We start from the raw sequence: 15,582 nt of genomic DNA on the forward strand, positions 1-15,582 counted from the left end.
CCTCGTCAGCCTGTCCTGGACTTGAACAGCGACAGCATACGTTGGCCGTATTCCTCCGCCGCGTCCTCGGTGCCGCCCCAGATATGACTGGGCGCGACAGTCTCGCCCCACAGCGGCTTCGAATTGAGCGACAGCCGGAACTGCTGATGGTGGTAGATCTCGTGGAAGACGGTGGCGACGCCCTCGTCCATGCTGCGCAGACCCAGGTCGGAGATCTGGATCAACGGCAGCCCCCGGGGCCCGAGTTGGGGCGTGCCGGACACCAGGTGCGGGCTGTTGCCGAAACCGAGTCCGGTCGGCGTGTGGATCTCGGGAACGTGCACGATGTCGTAGTGGCTCACGGACAGGTCCGCCTTGCCCAGCGCCATGCGCAACTGCCGGATGCTGATGGGCGCACCGAGCTGGCCGCCGGGAAGGCCCTGCGACGGGCCCCGGAACACGTTGATCAACGAGGAACAGGGTGAGAGGCCGAGCGGATCGGCCAGCACCGTGGGGTTGATGACATCGGCGTAGTCGTCGGGCCCCGGAGCCAGACCGAGCGGATCGGGGCTCAGGTAGCGTCCGGTCTCGGGGTCGAAGTAGCGGTGGTAGTTGTAGTCGAGGCCGGTCTCGGGGTCGTGGTAGCGGCCCGGACTGCGCAGCGGGCAGTCGACCGGGTCCCCGGCGGCCGTCTCCGACGCGGCAGCCGCGGTTTCCTCTTCCGCCGTCCGCGTGGTCTCCGGCAGCCACGGATGACCGCGTCGCCGCCAGGCGACGGTGCCTTCAGGACCGACGAGTTCGGTGGGAGCACCGGCCAGGTCCGTGATGACGGCGAGGAACCGGCGGTCGATCTCTTCCTGCGGCAGGTCCGCCACCGCCTCGGCCGTACGCCTGCTGTGCACCTGCGCGACCGCGCGCGGGCCCTCTCCCAGCAGGCACTCCCAGGTGGTGACCGCTTCGTGGGACCCGGTGACCACGGTGTCCGCCGCCGCGGCCGGGACGCGCACCTGCTCCGCGAGGACCTCTCCGTCCCAGGCGAACCGGACTTCCCCGGCCGCACTGCCGTCCGCCGTCACCAGCTTCTTGGACGTACGGCGTCCCAGCGCGTCGTAGGCGTACGCGGCGACACTGCCGTCCGGGTTGGTGACCGACCGGAGCCGGTCCTCCGCGTCCCACCCGAAGGTCCAGCGCAGCCGACCGCCGGACAGCAGCATGCGGGTCTTGACGGCGACGCGGCCCCGCTCGTCGTACGTGTAGCGGACGCGGCCGGAACGCAGCACCCGCGATCCCGACACCTCAGGAAGCGGCGGACGCCGGTCGTCCGGCCCGGCACCGCGGGGATCACCGGTGTCGACGTCAGTGATCCGCCCGGCGGCATCGAGCGTGAACCGGTGCGTGCCGCCGACGAGTTCGGCTATCTCCGTCGGATATCCGTCGGGCCGGTAGCGGTACCCGCGCTCCTGGACCGGGCGCCCGCTCGCCTCGTCCACAAGGGACTGGACCGTCAGACGGCCGACCGGGTCCCAGCTCTGCCGCAGCCGGGCCGCCTGCCCCAACCGCCGCTCGGTCTCCCGGCCGTCACGGTCGTAGGTGAACCGAAGCGACTGGTCACCCATCCGCAGGCCCACCGGTCGGTTGCCCTCGTCGTAGGTCCACGCACTCTCGACACCCGAGGGAGTCCGGCGGCCGATCCGGCGTCCCATCGCGTCGTAGCGGCTGGTCATGACCAGCCCGTCGCAGCTCTCGGCGACGAGCCGACCGCCCTCGTCGTAGGTGAACTCCACGACGGCGGAGGCGTTTTCGGCGCGCAGCATGCGACCGGTGGCCGAGTAGGCGAAGACCGCGTCGCCGTCGGGCGTGACCATCCTGGTCACTCGTCCGCCCGAGTCCCGCTCGTAGCCGGTCGTCCCCCCGTGGGCGTCGACACTGCCGATGAGCTGCCGCGCGGCGTCGTAACGGTGCGTGCGCGTACGCCCGTTGAAGTCGGTCTCACTGACCAGGTTGCCCACGGCGTCGTAGGTGTACGACCAGGTCAGACCGTCGTCGTCGCGCACCTCGGTCAGTCGCAGCTCGGTGTCGTAGGTGTAGCGCAGACCTGATCCGTCGGGTGCGATCCGCTCGGCCGGGAGACCGAAGTGCGTCATCGTGAAGCGGTGCACACCGCCCGCCGGATCGCGGTAGGCGACAAGGTCGCCCTCGGCGTCGTACTCCCACTCCTCGGCCGAACCGTCCGGCCGCCTCCGCCACAGCGGCCGACCCTCGGACGACCAGCCGGTCCTGACGGACTGTCCCGTGTGATCGGTGACCTCCGCGACACGGCCGAAGGCGTCACGGACGTACGCGGATTCCCCGCCGTCGGGGTCCACGACCGCCACGGGCAGCCCGGCCGCGTCGGTCCGTATGCGCCGGGTCGCACCGAGAGCGTCGGTGACCGACGTGAGCGCGCCGCGGTCGTCGTACGTGTACGCGGTCGTCGCACCGGCCGCGTCCGTGGTGTCCAGCAGATTCCCGTGCGCGTCGAACCGCTGGCCGACCCGTGCCCCGTCCGGATCGACGGCCCGTACGGGAAATCCGAGGTCGTCGTACTCGATCCGTGCGACGGCGCCGTCCGGATAGGTGATGCCGGTGCAGTGGCCCAGGCCGTCGTACGTGTAGCGCGTCGTGCGTCCCAGCGGATCCGTACGGCTCAGCAGCCGGTCGTAGCGGTCCCACGCCGACGTCGTGCTGTGCCCGAAGTGATCGGTCTGCCGGATCAGTTGGCGAGCGACGTTGAACTCGTAGGTCGTCGTGGCGCCGACCGAATCGGTGGCCACCGTCGTCCCCGGCGCGCTGTCGTAGACATAGCTGTAGGCGAGGACGCCGTCGGTTCCTCCGGTGCGGACGCAGCGGCCCCGGTCGTCGTAGGCGTACGTGTACCAGGTGTCGTTGCGGTCCTGCCAGCGGGTGATGCGGCCCCGGTCGTCGTAGCCGAAGGTCAGGGGCACGCCGGAGGAGTCGGTGACGGCGGTGAGGTGGCCGTCGGTGTAGCCGAACGCGCACAGGGCGGGCCGGTCATCGGCGGAAGCCAGGTGGAGGGCGGTGATCCGGCCGTCCGCGGTGCTGACGGCGACGCGGTAGCCGCCGCTGTGGGTGACGTCGACGGGGGCGCCGAGGTCGTCGTACGTGATCACGATCCTGTTGGCGTTGCGGTCGGTGATCTCCGCCAGGGCCAGCCCCCCGCGCGGCTGCGCCCGGAAGCGCAGGGTTCGACCGGTGTCGGGCTGGGCGACGGTCATGGTGCTGCCGGGGGTGCCGTCCCAGGTCAGGGGCCAGCGCGGGCCCTCGACGGGGAGCAGTGGGTGGCCGGGCTCAGGTACCGGGTAGTGCAGGACCATGCCGTCGGCGGTGGTGAACCGCACGCCCTGGTCGTCCAGGACCAGCCGCTGGTCCAGCGTGGAGGCCCAGGTCGGCCCGAACCACCGGCCGCCGCGGAACCCGGTGCGATGGGCGCGCTCCAGCAACAGCGGGAGGATGCCGGGCAGATGCACGTCGGTGGCGGACATGACCATCTCACCGGTGGCCATGTCGATGGGGTCGCCCGAGGTGAACAGGCCCTTGATGGTGCGGCCGGCGTCCCGTATCGCTCCCGCGCCCTTGCGGACGCTGTTCGCGATGTTCTCCAGGGCCTTGCCGGATTTGAGGAGGGCGGGGAGTTCGCGGGCCATCTTCAACAGGCCGCCGGCGGTGGTGAGGCCCTTGAACATCGGGATGCAGTCCAAGGCCGCGAACAGGACGTCCCACAGGCTGGCTTTGCCTTGTAGGTATTTCATGACGGTGTCGGCCAGGACCAGGACGGCGGCGGCCAGGACCAGCCACGCCAGGGGGCCGCCGATGATCAGGACGACGATGCCCAGGACCGCGACGATGACCTTGCAGACCGCGATGATGTCGTCCCAGTGGTCCGCGACCCAGTCGACCGCCTTCTCCCACCAGTGCTTGTTCCTGATCCCCGCGTCGCTCGCTTCGTGCAGCGCGTGCTGGGCCGTCGACGCCGCATCGTCCCTGAGCTGGGCCGCGTCGGCCGCCAGTTGCTTGGCCGCGTCCAGCTTGGCCTGCGCGCTGTGGACGGCGGTGGAGGCGGTGGTGTGGGCGCTGTTAGCGTCCGTGGCATTACGGGCCGCCGCCCGCACCTCCTCCGCCGACGGCGGCGGCACGTCCGGCTTCGGGTCCTCCTGGTACGACTTCGACTTGTCCTGCGCCCGCTTCACCCACGCATCAGCGTTCGTCAACTGGCTTTGCGCGGTGTCCAGTTCCTGGCGGGCGGTGCGCCCCTGCGCCAGCGCCCGGTCCGCGTCACCCTGCGCGGTCTCCAGCTTCGGCCAGTAGTCGTCCAGGGCCCCGGACGCCAGACGGTAGGACCGCTCCAGCTTGTCCAGCTCACCGGGAAGATCCCCGAACTGCTGCCGGTACGCGTCCCCCGACAGCCCCGCCCACTCCTGGACGACGGTGTCACCGCTCAGACCCCGCACCGACCGCAGCGCCGAGGCGACATCATCAGCGAAATCCCCCAGCTTCCGCGCGAGTTCCTTCACCTCGAACGGATCACCCGGCACCGGATCCCGGTCCAGATCCAGCACATCCCAATCCGTCGGACGCCCCGTCACCCCGCCAGCACCCCCATCGTCAGCCTCGGCGAACGCCCCCATCCTTCCAACGGCCCGCAGCCCTCGAAAGACGCCCCTGCTCACTCCGACGTCCCACGGGCAACTCATAGTTCCCGGCGCCCCGGCCCGAGCCGGTCGCTCCGTAGCATGGGGCAGGGGTGGTGGCCCCGGTATCGGCGGGGCCACCACCCCTATGACGATCCGTCAGATCATCCTGCGCAGAGGGTCAGATTGACGGTGTCGCCCTTGTGGACGACGGTCGGGGCGTGCGGGGAGACGGCGATGACGGTGCCCGGCTTGCAGCCGGGGGAGGCCACCTTGATGACCCGGCCGATCTTGAGCTGGGCCTTGTCCACCAGGACGGGCCTGGCCAAGTCGAGCGTGAAGCCCGCCAGTTGGATGGGGATCTCGCCGTACTGCACGGTGGTGCGGTTCTTGTCGGTCGTGGCGGACGTGTGGGCGGCGGGCCGCGAGTCGTGCGAGCCGCCGGTGGTGCCGATGGCCAGGGCGGTGCCGGTGCCGGCCACGACGAGGGCGGTGGCGATACCGGCGATGGCCGTGGCCCGCTTGCGACGGGCCCCGCGCGCGATGGCCGCGGTGTCGAAGTGCGGCGCCTCGGCGCCGTTGACGAAGTCGTTCATGGAGTTCACCAGTTCCTGCTCGAAGGGTGTGTAACCCGTGCAGCCGGAAGGCCGCGAACCGTGTGACGTCATCGTGTTCCTTCCGTGGGCTGCGGCGGCGAAGGGGCGGAGGGCGCGGGGAACCGGCCTCTGAGCTTGTCGATTCCGCGAGTGAGCTGGGACCGTACGGTGCTCAGCGAGATCCCCAGATCGGCTGCGATCTGGGCGTCCGACAGGTCGTGGAAATACCGCAGCACCACGACCGTCCGCATGCGCATCGGCAGACCCTGAAGAGCGCGGACCAACTGGTCCCGGGTGTCCACCTGTCCGTACTGGTCCCCCGGAGCGGCCCTGTCGACGCCGTCCTGAAACGGGACCGTACGGCGGAATCTGCGCCATCTGTCGTTGGCCAGATTCACCATGATCCGCCGTACGTACGCGTCCGGGGAGTCCTTGGCGGCGATGGTGCGCCACTTGCGGCACGCCCGTTCCAGAGTCTCCTGGACCAGGTCCTCCGCCGTCTGCCGGTCTCCCGTCAAGACGAGCGCGCCGTGGAACAGTACGGCCGACCGGGCGACGACGAAGGCGTGGAAGTCGTTCTCCACCGGCTCGGGTCCGCTCAGTTCCGTACGCGGTATCCGCTCGGTTGCCAGTTCCAGATCCACACGCTCCTCCCTTCCTGTCACCCCTCCTTGACGTGGAAGCGGCCCCGTCTGCTGCACGGCCCCGGTGTGACCTGGATCACGGATCTGGCCTCGCCGGCCGGGTACGGCCGGTCGCCTACCGCGCGAGCACGGCGGACGCCGCCTGCCGGATCGCCGCCACAGCAGGGCGAGTTCGGGAGGCGGCCGACCAGGCCAGGGCGGAGGTGCAGGGTGCCACGTCGCTCAGATCGACGTACGCGACCCCGGGACGGGGGAAGAAACCGCGGGCCGCCGCAGGGAGAAACGCCACGGCGGTACCGGCCGAAACGGTGTGGAGCAGCGCTTCCAGGTCGGCCGCGACCGGGCCGTACCGGACGGGCGAACCGTCCGGGCGCGGATCGGTCACCCAGAAGTCCCACCACGGGCGCGGTACTTCGGGAGGTACGTCCACCACCGGCCGACCCGCGAGATCGGCGAGCGCTACCGAGGCGCGGGCCGCGAGCGGGTCGTCGGCGGGCAGGCAGACGACCCGCGCCTCGCTGGCCATGTGGAGCGACTGAACCCCCGGCGGGACCGGCGGGCGCGAGAAGACCACGTCGACCTCGCCGTCGATCAACCGGGTCATGTGGTCGACGAAGTTGAGGTTGCGGATCTCCACGGTGATCCGCGGGTAACGGCGGCGGAGTTCGTCAAGGACCGCCCGGGCATGCGGCATTGACGTCTCGGCGCCGATCGCCCCCACCACCAGTTGTCCCGACGGCCCCCTGGCGTGTTCCCGCGCGGCCTCCCGCAGACGGTCCATCTCCCGTACCACGGACTCCGCTTGGGGAAGCAGCGCCAGACAGCCCTCGGTCGCCTCCACCTTCCGGCTGCCGCGCTCGAACAGCGGGAAACCGAGCCGCTCCTCCAGAGCCCGCACCTGTCTGCTGAGGGCCGGCTGCGACATGAACAGCCGCGCCGCCGCTCGCCCGAAATGCAACTCCTGCGCGATGACGAGCAGGAGCCGTAACTGGTGGACAGTGGGTTCGGGCCGACCCGGCCTGCTCGCCCTGCCGGTACCGTCCTCGGCTTCGGTCATAACCGTCAGTTTATGGATCAGGGCCTGAGTGTCATCGCCCCGTCCTGGAATTCCCGAATGGCCCTTGAAACGATTGGGTCACGCGGGGCGCATGGTGCGCCTCGGGGAGGGGACACGATGAAAGTGCGTGGGCGCTCGGAGGCACGTGTCGGAAGGCGGCGGATCCGGGCGGGCCGGTTGGCGCAGGCGGCTGGTGTCGCCGTCGTCGCCACCGCCGCGGCTGTCGTGGCGGCGGGACCCGCGAGCGCCGGTACCGGCGCCATTTACACCACGGACGGCAATCCGGGCGGGGAGGCGTATTACACCGGCGCGGGCGACACCCTCCTTGCCTGTGACATCCAGGCGGACGGCTATCGCGCCTTCGCGGAGATGATCTGGATCGGTTCGGGAAAGAGCAATGTCGTGACGGTCGAGGACGCGGACGGCGCCAATGGAAATTGCGCGCAGAACGACTCGGCGAACATCCCCAGCGGAACCGCCATCAGTATCACCGTCTGCCTGAAGGACGGCGCGAACGGCGCGCGCAAGTGGTGCGCCACCGAGCACGGGAAGGCCAACTGACCCGGCCCGACGGCACCGACCGATCACGGCCGTCTCGGTCTGAACCGGTGTACGTGTGACCGCGGTTGGACGTCAGCGGCGCAGGGGGGGTGCTGACGTCCAACCGCCGCACGTGTGGGTCCTACGTGGTGGGGGTGTCGGCGTCGAGGGTGCTGGTGTGGCGTTCGGTGAGGGGGCCGACGCGGAGGTCCTCGCGCATGAGTTTGCGCATGTCGGCGGCGGCTTTGCCGCGTGCTTCCCAGCGGCGCGGTCTTCGGTGCTGCCGAGGGCGGTGCCGGCGGCGTAGCCGTCGCAGATGCGGCGCAGGCAGTGGAAGACGTTGTTGGAGGCTTTGACGACGGGTTCGGGTGCGATGAGCCACATGCGTTCCGAGGCGGTGGCGATGCCTGACTCCCGGAAGGCTTCGCGCAGCGCGAACGCCCGTGCGTCGTCGGAGGGGTGGTCCCGTCCGGCCAGGGCCCGCAGGGTCTCGCCGAGCACTTTCACGGTGCTGGTGTACTGCGTGTAGATGTCCAGCCGCAGCCGGAGGGCTTCTTTGTCGTCCTCGCGCTTCCAGCGGTTCCGGTCGGCTATGAGGGTGGCGACGATGCCGATCGCGGCGCCGGCCAGGGTGGAGAGCAGTGGCAACCAGTCCATGCGGGCCACCTTGGGCCATCGCGTGACGGCGGCGCCAGAGGACGCCGGGACCGGACCCGTTGGCCGTCCGTAACGCGCCGCCGTCCGTATCGCGCCTGCCGTACAGGGAGTTGACGGCCCGTCACTCCACAGTGGCCGCCGCCGTGTGGAAGGCGTGGCGGACGGCGGTGATGCCGTCGGCGGCGCGGGAGGGGTGGACGCGGTTGGTGAGGAGGACGGCGTAGCGGGCGGTGGCGGGGTCGATCCAGAGGCTGGTGCCGGTGAAGCCGGTGTGGCCGAAGGAGTCGGGGCCGGGGGAGGGGCCTACGGGGGAGCCGACCGGGTCCTGGCCCTGCCAGGCGAGGCCGCGGCGCAGGGCGAGGTGGTCGGTGTGGGGGGCCGTCATCTCGGCGAAGGTCTCGGGGCGCAGCAGTTCGCGCGCGCCGCCCGCGAGCGACCGGCCGAGCCGTTCCACGTCCGCGAGAGGGGCGAACAGCCCGGCGTGGCCGCCGACTCCGCCCATGACCACGGCGTTCTCGTCGTGCACCTCGCCCGCCACCACGCGTCCGCGCCAGGGGCAGTCCTCGGTGGCGACGGCCCGCGCGCGGCCCGCCTCGTCCGGGTTGAAGCCGGTGTCCTTCAACCCGAGCGGCGCGCAGACCAGTTGGTCCACGAGTGCGTCCAGCGGTTCGCCCGCCGCGCTCTCGGCGATGAGGCCGAGCAGGATGAAGCCCTGGGAGGAGTACTCGACCCGGGTGTCGGGCGCCGAGCGCGGCGGCAGGAGGCGCAGCGCCTCCAACAGGGCCTCGCGCGTGGGGTGTTCGCGGTAGAGCTGGACCTGGCCCGGCAACCCCGAGGTGTGCGTGAGCAGTTGCCGTACGGTGAGGTCCGCCTTGTCGCCGCCCCGGTAGGCCGGAAGATACCGTCCGACGGTGCCCGCGAGGTCCACCGCCCCGCGGTCGACCAGGGCCATCACGGCGAGGCCGACGACGGGTTTCGTCACCGACGCCAGGTCCCACAATTCGTCGCCGGTGAGGGCGGGTCCGTCCCAGGCGCGGGTGCCGGTCCAGCCGCGGTCCAGCGGACCCGCCGCCGTACCGACGGACCAGGCGGCGCCCGAGTACGCGCGGCGCGTACGCCCGGCGGCGACGATCTCCCCGAGCGCGCTCCCGACGCCAACTCCGACCCCAGCCTCGACGTCAGCCCCGCCCCCGGCTCCGGCGTCAGCTCCGGCCCCGAACTCGTCCCCGCTCACGCCAGCTCACCCGCCTCGGTGTCCACCACAAGAAACGGCGTCGCGGGCACGCTGCCCAAGATGCCTCCCGCCGCGCCGACCGGGCCCCTGCCCGACACACCGCCCGAGCCGCCCACGCGACCCGGGCCGCCCACACCGCCCAGCCCCCCCGACACCGTCCGCGCCGCCGCCCGCACCATCGGACCGAACATCTCCGCACTCCGCTCGTCCAGCGTGAAGGTCAGGCCGCGCACGCCGATCGCGCCCACCACCCGCCCCTCGCCGTCGAGGACCGGCGCGGCCACCGACCGTACGTCCGGCTCGTCGTACTCGTCGTCCACGGCGTAACCGGTGCTCGCCGCGTCCCGCAGCAGCGCGCGCAGCTCCGCGGCCTCGGTGAGGGTGCGCGGGGTGCGCGCGGCCAGCGGTCCGGCGTCCAGCAGCGCCGCCGTCTCGTGCGGCGGCAGCGCGGAGAGCATCGCGAGCCCCACCCCGCTGCTGTGCAGCGGGACCCGGCCGCCCGGCCGCCCGCTCATCCGGTACTCGCTGGCGGGCTCGGACTCCGCCAGCAGGACGGCCTCGTCGCCGTGGCGTACGGCGTACTGCGCGAGCAGTCCGGTGCGCCGCCGCAGGTCGGCCAGGACCGGGCGGGCGAGCGCGAGGTCGCGGCTGTCGTGCAGCGCGGCGGCGGCGAGCCCGAGCAGCCGGGGTCCGGCGCGGTAGCTGCCGCCCTCGGCGGGCTGGGCGAAGCCGTACTCGGCCAGCGTTCTCAGATGGCGGTGGACGGTCGGTTTGGTCAGTCCTGTGCGTCGTGCGAGATCGCCCAACCGGTGCGGGCCACCGGTCTGTACGAGCGCTTCGAGCACCTCCATCGCCTTGTCGACGGGACCCTTCGCGGGCTCTTGCTCGCTGGCTCGGGTGTTGACCGCTTTCGACATGTCGCTTAGCTTAACCCAACCGCATTCCATCTGCCGGAACGGATGTGTTGTTCAATGGAACGAATACGTCAAGGGCGGGCCGTGGACCGCAGCCGTCCGCGCCGCCGCGACGTCCTGCGCCTCGGCGGCCTGCTCGTGCCGGCCATCGCCGCGCCCGGGCTGCTGACGGGATGCGGCGCCAACCCGGCGAGCGGCGCGGGCAACGTCCTGCGGGTCTCGCAGCCGGGGGACCCGGTGACCATGGACCCGCAGAAGCAGGGCGACATGGTCTCGATGAACGCCCTGATCAACATGTTCGACACCCTCACCACCCGCGGGCAGGACAACACCCTCCACCCGCGGCTCGCGCTGACGTGGACGGCGCGCGACGAGCGCACCTGGCGGTTCACGCTCCGCCCCGGCGTGACGTTCCACAACGGCGAGGTGTGCGACGCGGCGGCGGTCAAGTTCTCCATCGAGCGGCTGCTCGACCCCAAGACCAAGTCACCGATCGTCGAACTGCGGTACGTGAAGAGCGTCTCGGTGGTCGACCCGCTCACCATCGACGTCCACACCACGCTGCACGACCCGATCCTGCCCGACAAACTCTCCCTGTTCGGCGGCGTCGTCGTGCCGCCGCGCTACCTCGCGGAGGTCGGCGACCGGGGCTTCGCGGCCCACCCCGTCGGCACCGGGCCCTTCACGTTCGTCAGTTGGCAGCGCGACCACGAACTGCGCATGCGGGCCTACCCGAAGCACTGGTCAGGCCGCCCGCACGTGGACGAACTGGTCTTCCGCCCGGCGCCCAACGCCTCGTCCTCGCTCGCCGCCCTCCAGAGCGGCGGCGTCGACCTCGTCGCCGGACTCACCCCCGACGCCGCGCAGCAGCTCGACGGCTACCCCGGCGTCACCCTGGACGCCTACACCGGCATCCGCACCTCGTACCTGTCCCTGAACACCCTGGAGAAGGGGCCGCTCAGCGACCGGCGGGTGCGCCAGGCCCTCAACCACGCCATCGACGTACCCCTGTTGATCAAGGCGGTGCTCGGCGGCAAGGCGCGCGAGGTGCCCGCGATGATCCCGCACGGCGCCTTCGGCTTCGACCCCTCGGTCAAGCCGTTCACCCGCTCGGTGGAGACCGCCCGCGCGCTGCTCGCCGACGCCGGATACCCGCACGGCTTCAGCACCACGCTCACCGCCTCCAACAACGACTCCAACGTCGCCGAGGCGCTGTCCGGACTCCTCTCCAAGGCCGGTGTACGCGCCAAGGTCAGCCTTCTCGACCCCGGCACGTACGCCAGCCGGCTCACCTCCACCAACCACTCGGCGCTCGGCCCGATGTACCTGGCCGCCAGCACCATCTGGACGCTGGACGGCGAGAGCATGATCCAGTCGAACGTCCGCAGCGACCGCAGGCAGAGCAGGTGGCACTCGAAGGAGGCGGACCGCCTCGTCGACATCGAGGAACTCTCCGTCGATCCCGCCAAGCGCACCCAGGCGTTCGCCGACCTGCAACGGCTGATGCAGCAAGAAGCGCCGTTCGTCTTCCTCTACCAGCTCGACAACATCTACGCCCGCAACCGACGGCCGCGTTGGAAGCCGGGCCCCGCAGGCGTCCTCGACATGTCGAGCGCGGAGGTCTCCCGATGACCGACATCTCCCTCCAGCGGCGGCCGTCCGCCGCCGACGGCGAGCCGCGGGAACGCACCCGCGACCGCGCGGGACTGCGGCTGCTGCGCACCGTCCTGCTCAGGCTCGGCACCGCGCTGCTGGTCCTGCTCTGCACGGCGACCGTCTCGTTCTTCCTCGTCCGGCTCTCCGGCGACCCCGTCAAGCTGCTGCTGCCGCCCGACGCGACGGCCCAGCAAGAAGCCGTGCTGCGCGGGTCGTTGGGCCTGGACCGGCCGCTGTTCACCCAGTACCTCGACTTCCTGTGGGGGCTGCCGCGCCTGGACTTCGGCAACTCCCTCTTCTACAACGAGCCGGTACGCACCGTGCTCGCCGACCGGCTGCCCGCCACGCTCCAACTGGCTGCCGCCGCACTGGTGGTGACGCTCGTCGTCGCGGTCCCCGCGGGCATCTTCGCGGCGATGCGCCGCGGCCGGGCCTCCGACCGCACCGTGATGACCGGCGTGCTGCTCGGCCAGTCGACCCCGCCGTTCTGGGTCGGCATCCTGCTGATCCTGGTCTTCGCCGTCGGACTGCACGCGCTGCCCGCCTCCGGCTACGGCACGTTCGCCAACCTCGTGCTGCCCGCGGTCACCCTCGCCGTGTACTCCGTCGCCGTCGTCGCGCGGCTGCTGCGCTCCTCGCTGATCGACGTCCTGTCCTCCGACCACATCCGCACCGCCCGCGCCAAGGGCTTCGGCCCGGTCAAGGTGGTGCTCACCCACGGCCTGCGCAACGCGTCGCTGCCGGTGGTGACCGTGGTCGGCCTGGAGGTCGGCAGCCTGCTGGGCGGCGCGATCCTCACCGAACAGGTCTTCTCCTGGCCCGGCGTCGGACAGCTGACGATCGAGGCCATCTCGCACCGCGACTTCCCGCTCGTCCAGGCCACCGTGCTGTTCTTCGCCGCCACCTTCGTCGTGGTGAACCTGCTCGTCGACCTCTCCTACAGCTTCCTCGACCCGAGGGTGAGGACGTCCCGATGACCGTCACATCACCGGCCGTCGCCGCACCGGCGACGACGGCGGGGCCCGGCCCGCGCGCCGCCGCCCTGCGGACCCTGCTGCGCAACAAGCTCGCCGTCGTCGCACTCGCCGTACTCACGGTCATGCTGGTCTTCGCGGTCTTCGCACCGCTGATCGCCCCGCACGACCCCAACGCCCAGGACCTGCTGCTCCGGCTGAAGCCGCCCGCCTGGCAGTCCGGGGGCAGCGGCGCCCATCTGCTCGGCACCGACCAGCTCGGCCGCGACATGCTCTCCCGCGTCATCTACGGCACCCGGATCTCGCTGCTGGTCGGCGCGGGCGCGGCGCTGCTCGCCGGAGTGATCGGCACCGCCGTCGGACTCGCCTCCGGCTACTTCGGCGGCTGGCTCGACCGGGTGCTCATGCGGCTCGCCGACGTCCAACTGGCCTTCCCCTCCATCCTGCTGGCCCTGGCCGTCGTCGGTTTCCTCGGCTCCGGGCTCTGGTACGTGATCCTCGTGCTCGGCTTCACCGGCTGGGTCTCGTACGCCCGCGTCGTGCGCTCCGAGGTGATGTCGCTGCGCTCGCGCGACTTCATCACCGAGGCCCGCGCGATCGGTGTCACCGACAGCGCGATCATGCGCCGCCACTTGCTGCCCAACGTGATGGCGCCGCTGGCCACCATCGGCACGCTGCACATCGCGGCGGCCATCGTCGCCGAGGCGTCGCTGAGCTATCTCGGACTCGGCGTGCCCAAGGAGACCGTCACCTGGGGCTCGATGCTCGCCGACGGCCAGCTCTACCTCGGCACCTCCTGGTGGGTCGCGGTGTTCCCGGGCATCGCCCTGATGGTCACCTCGCTCGCCGTCAACATCACCGGCGACGCCCTGCGCGACGTCGCGGACCCGAAGGCGTACCGCCGATGACAACCGACCGCACGAGGCCGAGCGACCGCACGAAGCCGAGCGACCGCACGAAGCCGACCGACCCTACGAGGCCGAGCGACCGTACGACACGGGCCGGGGCCGCACCCGCCCGCCCCGAACCCGTACTCGACATCACCGATCTGAGCGTCGACTTCAGGCTCGACAGCTCCACCGTGCACGCCGTCCAGGGCGTCAGCCTCCAGGTCGGCGCGGGCGAAACCCTCGCCGTGGTGGGGGAGTCGGGCAGCGGCAAGACGGCCACCGCGCTGTCCGTGCTCCGCCTCAACCCCGAGCCGCCGTGCGTGTACGCGGGCGGCGAGATCCGCTTCGGGGGACGCGACCTGCTCGCCGTGGGCGAGAAGGAACTCCGCGCGGTCCGCGGCCACGACATCGCCATGATCTTCCAGGACCCGATGACCAGCCTCGACCCGCTCCAGCGGGTCGGCGCCCAGGTCGCCGAAGTGCTCAGGCACCACAGGGGCGTCTCCCGCGCCGAGGCCAAGGAGGCGGCCGTCGCCGCGCTGGACGAGGTCGGCATCCCCGACCCCGAGCGGCGCTACCGGCAGTATCCGCACGAGATGTCCGGCGGCCTGCGCCAGCGCGTGATGATCGCGACGGCGCTGGTCGGACGGCCGCGCGTGCTCATCGCCGACGAGCCGACCACCGCGCTCGACGTCACCGTGCAGCGGCAGATCCTCGACCTGCTCGTCGCACTCCAGGAACAGCACGGCATGGCCGTCGTGCTGATCACCCACGACCTCGGAGTCGTCGCGGAGACGGCCGACCGGGTCGTGGTCATGAACGCGGGCCGGGTCGTGGAGAGCGGGGACGTCATGGACGTCTTCGACCACCCCGCCGAGGACTACACACGGCGGCTGCTGGACGCCACCCCACGATTGGAGTCGGCATGACGCTGCTCGAACTCGACGGACTGCGCAAGGAGTTCGGTGGCAGGCCGGTCCATGTGGCGGTCGACGACGTGTCCTTGACCGTGACCGAGGGCGAAACCCTCGCCCTGGTGGGCGAGTCGGGCTGCGGCAAGACCACCCTGACCCGGCTGCTGCTCCGGCTGATGGAGCCGACCGCCGGAAGCGTCCGGTTCGACGGCCAGGATCTCGCCGCCCTCTCCCCGGCCCAACTGCGGTCCGTACGGCGCCAGATGCAGGTCGTCCTCCAGGACCCGTACTCCAGCATGAACCCGCGCATGCGGATCTCCGACATCGTCGCCGAACCGCTGATCACCCACGATCCGGACGCCCGCGGCAGACGCGGCCGGGCACGTACCCGCGAACGCGTCGGCGAGCTGCTGGAGTCGGTGGGCCTGCCCGCGACGATCCAGGACCGCTACCCGCACGAGTTCTCCGGCGGCCAGCGCCAGCGCGTGTCGATCGCCCGCGCGCTCGCCCTCGAACCGAGGCTCGTGGTGCTCGACGAACCCACCAGCGCGCTCGACGTCTCCGTGCAGGCGCAGGTGCTCGACCTCCTGGCGGAGCTGCAACAGCGCCTCGGCCTCACCTATGTCTTCGTCTCGCACAACCTCGCCGTCGTCCGGCAGGTGGCCGACCGGGTCGCCGTCATGCGGCACGGCAAGCTGGTGGAGGTCGGCGCCGCGGCCGATGTCTTCGGCGATCCGCAGCACCCGTACACCCGGCAGCTGCTGGACGCCGTGCCCGTACCCGACCCGCGCCGCGCCCGCCGTACGCGGTCCCGCCCCCGTACGGAGGCGGTCTAGAGG

The 15,582-nt window shown here is 71.3% G+C and carries 13 protein-coding genes; 6 read left to right on the forward strand and 7 right to left on the reverse strand.

All coding sequences use genetic code 11. The features are described from left to right. Positions 1-5: 5 nt before the first annotated feature. The 4 genes from ACIO6U_RS13270 to ACIO6U_RS13285 all read right to left on the reverse strand — a co-directional run bounded on the left by ACIO6U_RS13270 (position 6) and on the right by ACIO6U_RS13285 (position 6,964). Complete coding sequence (locus ACIO6U_RS13270) at positions 6-4,595, reverse strand: DUF6531 domain-containing protein (RefSeq protein ID WP_401718367.1); 4,590 nt, start codon at positions 4,593-4,595, stop codon at positions 6-8. A gap of 236 nt (positions 4,596-4,831) precedes the next feature. Beyond that, positions 4,832-5,335 carry a hypothetical protein gene (locus ACIO6U_RS13275; protein WP_401718370.1) on the reverse strand — a complete coding sequence of 168 codons (504 nt, stop codon included), beginning with the start codon at positions 5,333-5,335 and terminating at the stop codon, positions 4,832-4,834. Continuing rightward, a complete protein-coding gene (locus tag ACIO6U_RS13280) occupies positions 5,332-5,901 on the reverse strand; it encodes a SigE family RNA polymerase sigma factor (protein ID WP_401305979.1) in 570 nt (189 codons plus the stop codon). The genes ACIO6U_RS13275 and ACIO6U_RS13280 overlap by 4 nt, the downstream gene beginning before the upstream one ends. Before the next feature lie 121 nt (positions 5,902-6,022). Further along, positions 6,023-6,964: a LysR family transcriptional regulator gene (locus tag ACIO6U_RS13285; protein ID WP_401305142.1), complete on the reverse strand. Its 942-nt coding sequence runs from the start codon at positions 6,962-6,964 to the stop codon at positions 6,023-6,025. Positions 6,965-7,141: 177 nt separating this feature from the next. Between ACIO6U_RS13285 and ACIO6U_RS13290 the strand changes: the two genes are divergently transcribed. Beyond that, positions 7,142-7,525, forward strand: coding sequence for a hypothetical protein (locus ACIO6U_RS13290; protein WP_401718373.1), 384 nt, complete (start codon positions 7,142-7,144; stop codon positions 7,523-7,525). 72 nt (positions 7,526-7,597) lie between these two features. Here the strand turns inward: ACIO6U_RS13290 and ACIO6U_RS13295 are convergent, their stop codons facing one another. From ACIO6U_RS13295 to ACIO6U_RS13305, 3 genes are all read right to left on the reverse strand, one after another. After that, positions 7,598-8,161 (reverse strand): hypothetical protein, encoded by a 564-nt coding sequence (locus ACIO6U_RS13295; RefSeq protein WP_401718376.1) that lies wholly within the window; start codon positions 8,159-8,161, stop codon positions 7,598-7,600. 121 nt (positions 8,162-8,282) lie between these two features. Beyond that, the gene (locus ACIO6U_RS13300) at positions 8,283-9,293 is read right to left on the reverse strand and encodes a serine hydrolase domain-containing protein (RefSeq protein ID WP_401718558.1); all 1,011 of its coding nucleotides are present in this window, start codon (positions 9,291-9,293) and stop codon (positions 8,283-8,285) included. A 98-nt stretch (positions 9,294-9,391) separates the two neighbouring features. Continuing rightward, positions 9,392-10,312 carry an IclR family transcriptional regulator gene (locus ACIO6U_RS13305; RefSeq protein ID WP_401718379.1) on the reverse strand — a complete coding sequence of 307 codons (921 nt, stop codon included), beginning with the start codon at positions 10,310-10,312 and terminating at the stop codon, positions 9,392-9,394. Positions 10,313-10,366: 54 nt separating this feature from the next. Here ACIO6U_RS13305 and ACIO6U_RS13310 point away from each other — a divergent pair, with 54 nt between their 5' ends. From ACIO6U_RS13310 to ACIO6U_RS13330, 5 genes are read left to right on the forward strand one after another with little or no spacing between them, the layout of a single operon-like run. Next, positions 10,367-11,941 (forward strand): ABC transporter substrate-binding protein, encoded by a 1,575-nt coding sequence (locus ACIO6U_RS13310; protein WP_355335818.1) that lies wholly within the window; start codon positions 10,367-10,369, stop codon positions 11,939-11,941. Continuing rightward, positions 11,938-12,942, forward strand: coding sequence for an ABC transporter permease (locus ACIO6U_RS13315; protein ID WP_355335820.1), 1,005 nt, complete (start codon positions 11,938-11,940; stop codon positions 12,940-12,942). The genes ACIO6U_RS13310 and ACIO6U_RS13315 overlap by 4 nt, the downstream gene beginning before the upstream one ends. Next, positions 12,939-13,847, forward strand: coding sequence for an ABC transporter permease (locus tag ACIO6U_RS13320; protein ID WP_401718383.1), 909 nt, complete (start codon positions 12,939-12,941; stop codon positions 13,845-13,847). The genes ACIO6U_RS13315 and ACIO6U_RS13320 overlap by 4 nt, the downstream gene beginning before the upstream one ends. After that, the gene (locus ACIO6U_RS13325; RefSeq protein ID WP_401718386.1) at positions 13,844-14,758 is read left to right on the forward strand and encodes an ATP-binding cassette domain-containing protein; all 915 of its coding nucleotides are present in this window, start codon (positions 13,844-13,846) and stop codon (positions 14,756-14,758) included. Before ACIO6U_RS13320 ends, ACIO6U_RS13325 begins: the two co-directional genes overlap by 4 nt. Then, the gene (locus ACIO6U_RS13330) at positions 14,755-15,579 is read left to right on the forward strand and encodes an ATP-binding cassette domain-containing protein (protein ID WP_355335829.1); all 825 of its coding nucleotides are present in this window, start codon (positions 14,755-14,757) and stop codon (positions 15,577-15,579) included. Before ACIO6U_RS13325 ends, ACIO6U_RS13330 begins: the two co-directional genes overlap by 4 nt. The last annotated feature ends 3 nt before the right edge of the window (positions 15,580-15,582 follow it).

Source organism: Streptomyces sp. NPDC087422, from assembly GCF_044744145.1.
In the GTDB taxonomy this organism is placed as follows: domain Bacteria; phylum Actinomycetota; class Actinomycetes; order Streptomycetales; family Streptomycetaceae; genus Actinacidiphila.

Coding starts and splice junctions, on each gene's coding strand:
- ACIO6U_RS13275 (WP_401718370.1), bottom strand. CDS start 5,335: ATGACGTCACACGGTTCGCGGCCTTCCGGCTGCACGGGTTACACACCC.
- ACIO6U_RS13285 (WP_401305142.1), bottom strand. CDS start 6,964: ATGACCGAAGCCGAGGACGGTACCGGCAGGGCGAGCAGGCCGGGTCGG.
- ACIO6U_RS13295 (WP_401718376.1), bottom strand. CDS start 8,161: ATGGACTGGTTGCCACTGCTCTCCACCCTGGCCGGCGCCGCGATCGGC.
- ACIO6U_RS13305 (WP_401718379.1), bottom strand. CDS start 10,312: ATGTCGAAAGCGGTCAACACCCGAGCCAGCGAGCAAGAGCCCGCGAAG.
- ACIO6U_RS13310 (WP_355335818.1), top strand. CDS start 10,367: ATGGAACGAATACGTCAAGGGCGGGCCGTGGACCGCAGCCGTCCGCGC.
- ACIO6U_RS13315 (WP_355335820.1), top strand. CDS start 11,938: ATGACCGACATCTCCCTCCAGCGGCGGCCGTCCGCCGCCGACGGCGAG.
- ACIO6U_RS13320 (WP_401718383.1), top strand. CDS start 12,939: ATGACCGTCACATCACCGGCCGTCGCCGCACCGGCGACGACGGCGGGG.
- ACIO6U_RS13325 (WP_401718386.1), top strand. CDS start 13,844: ATGACAACCGACCGCACGAGGCCGAGCGACCGCACGAAGCCGAGCGAC.
- ACIO6U_RS13330 (WP_355335829.1), top strand. CDS start 14,755: ATGACGCTGCTCGAACTCGACGGACTGCGCAAGGAGTTCGGTGGCAGG.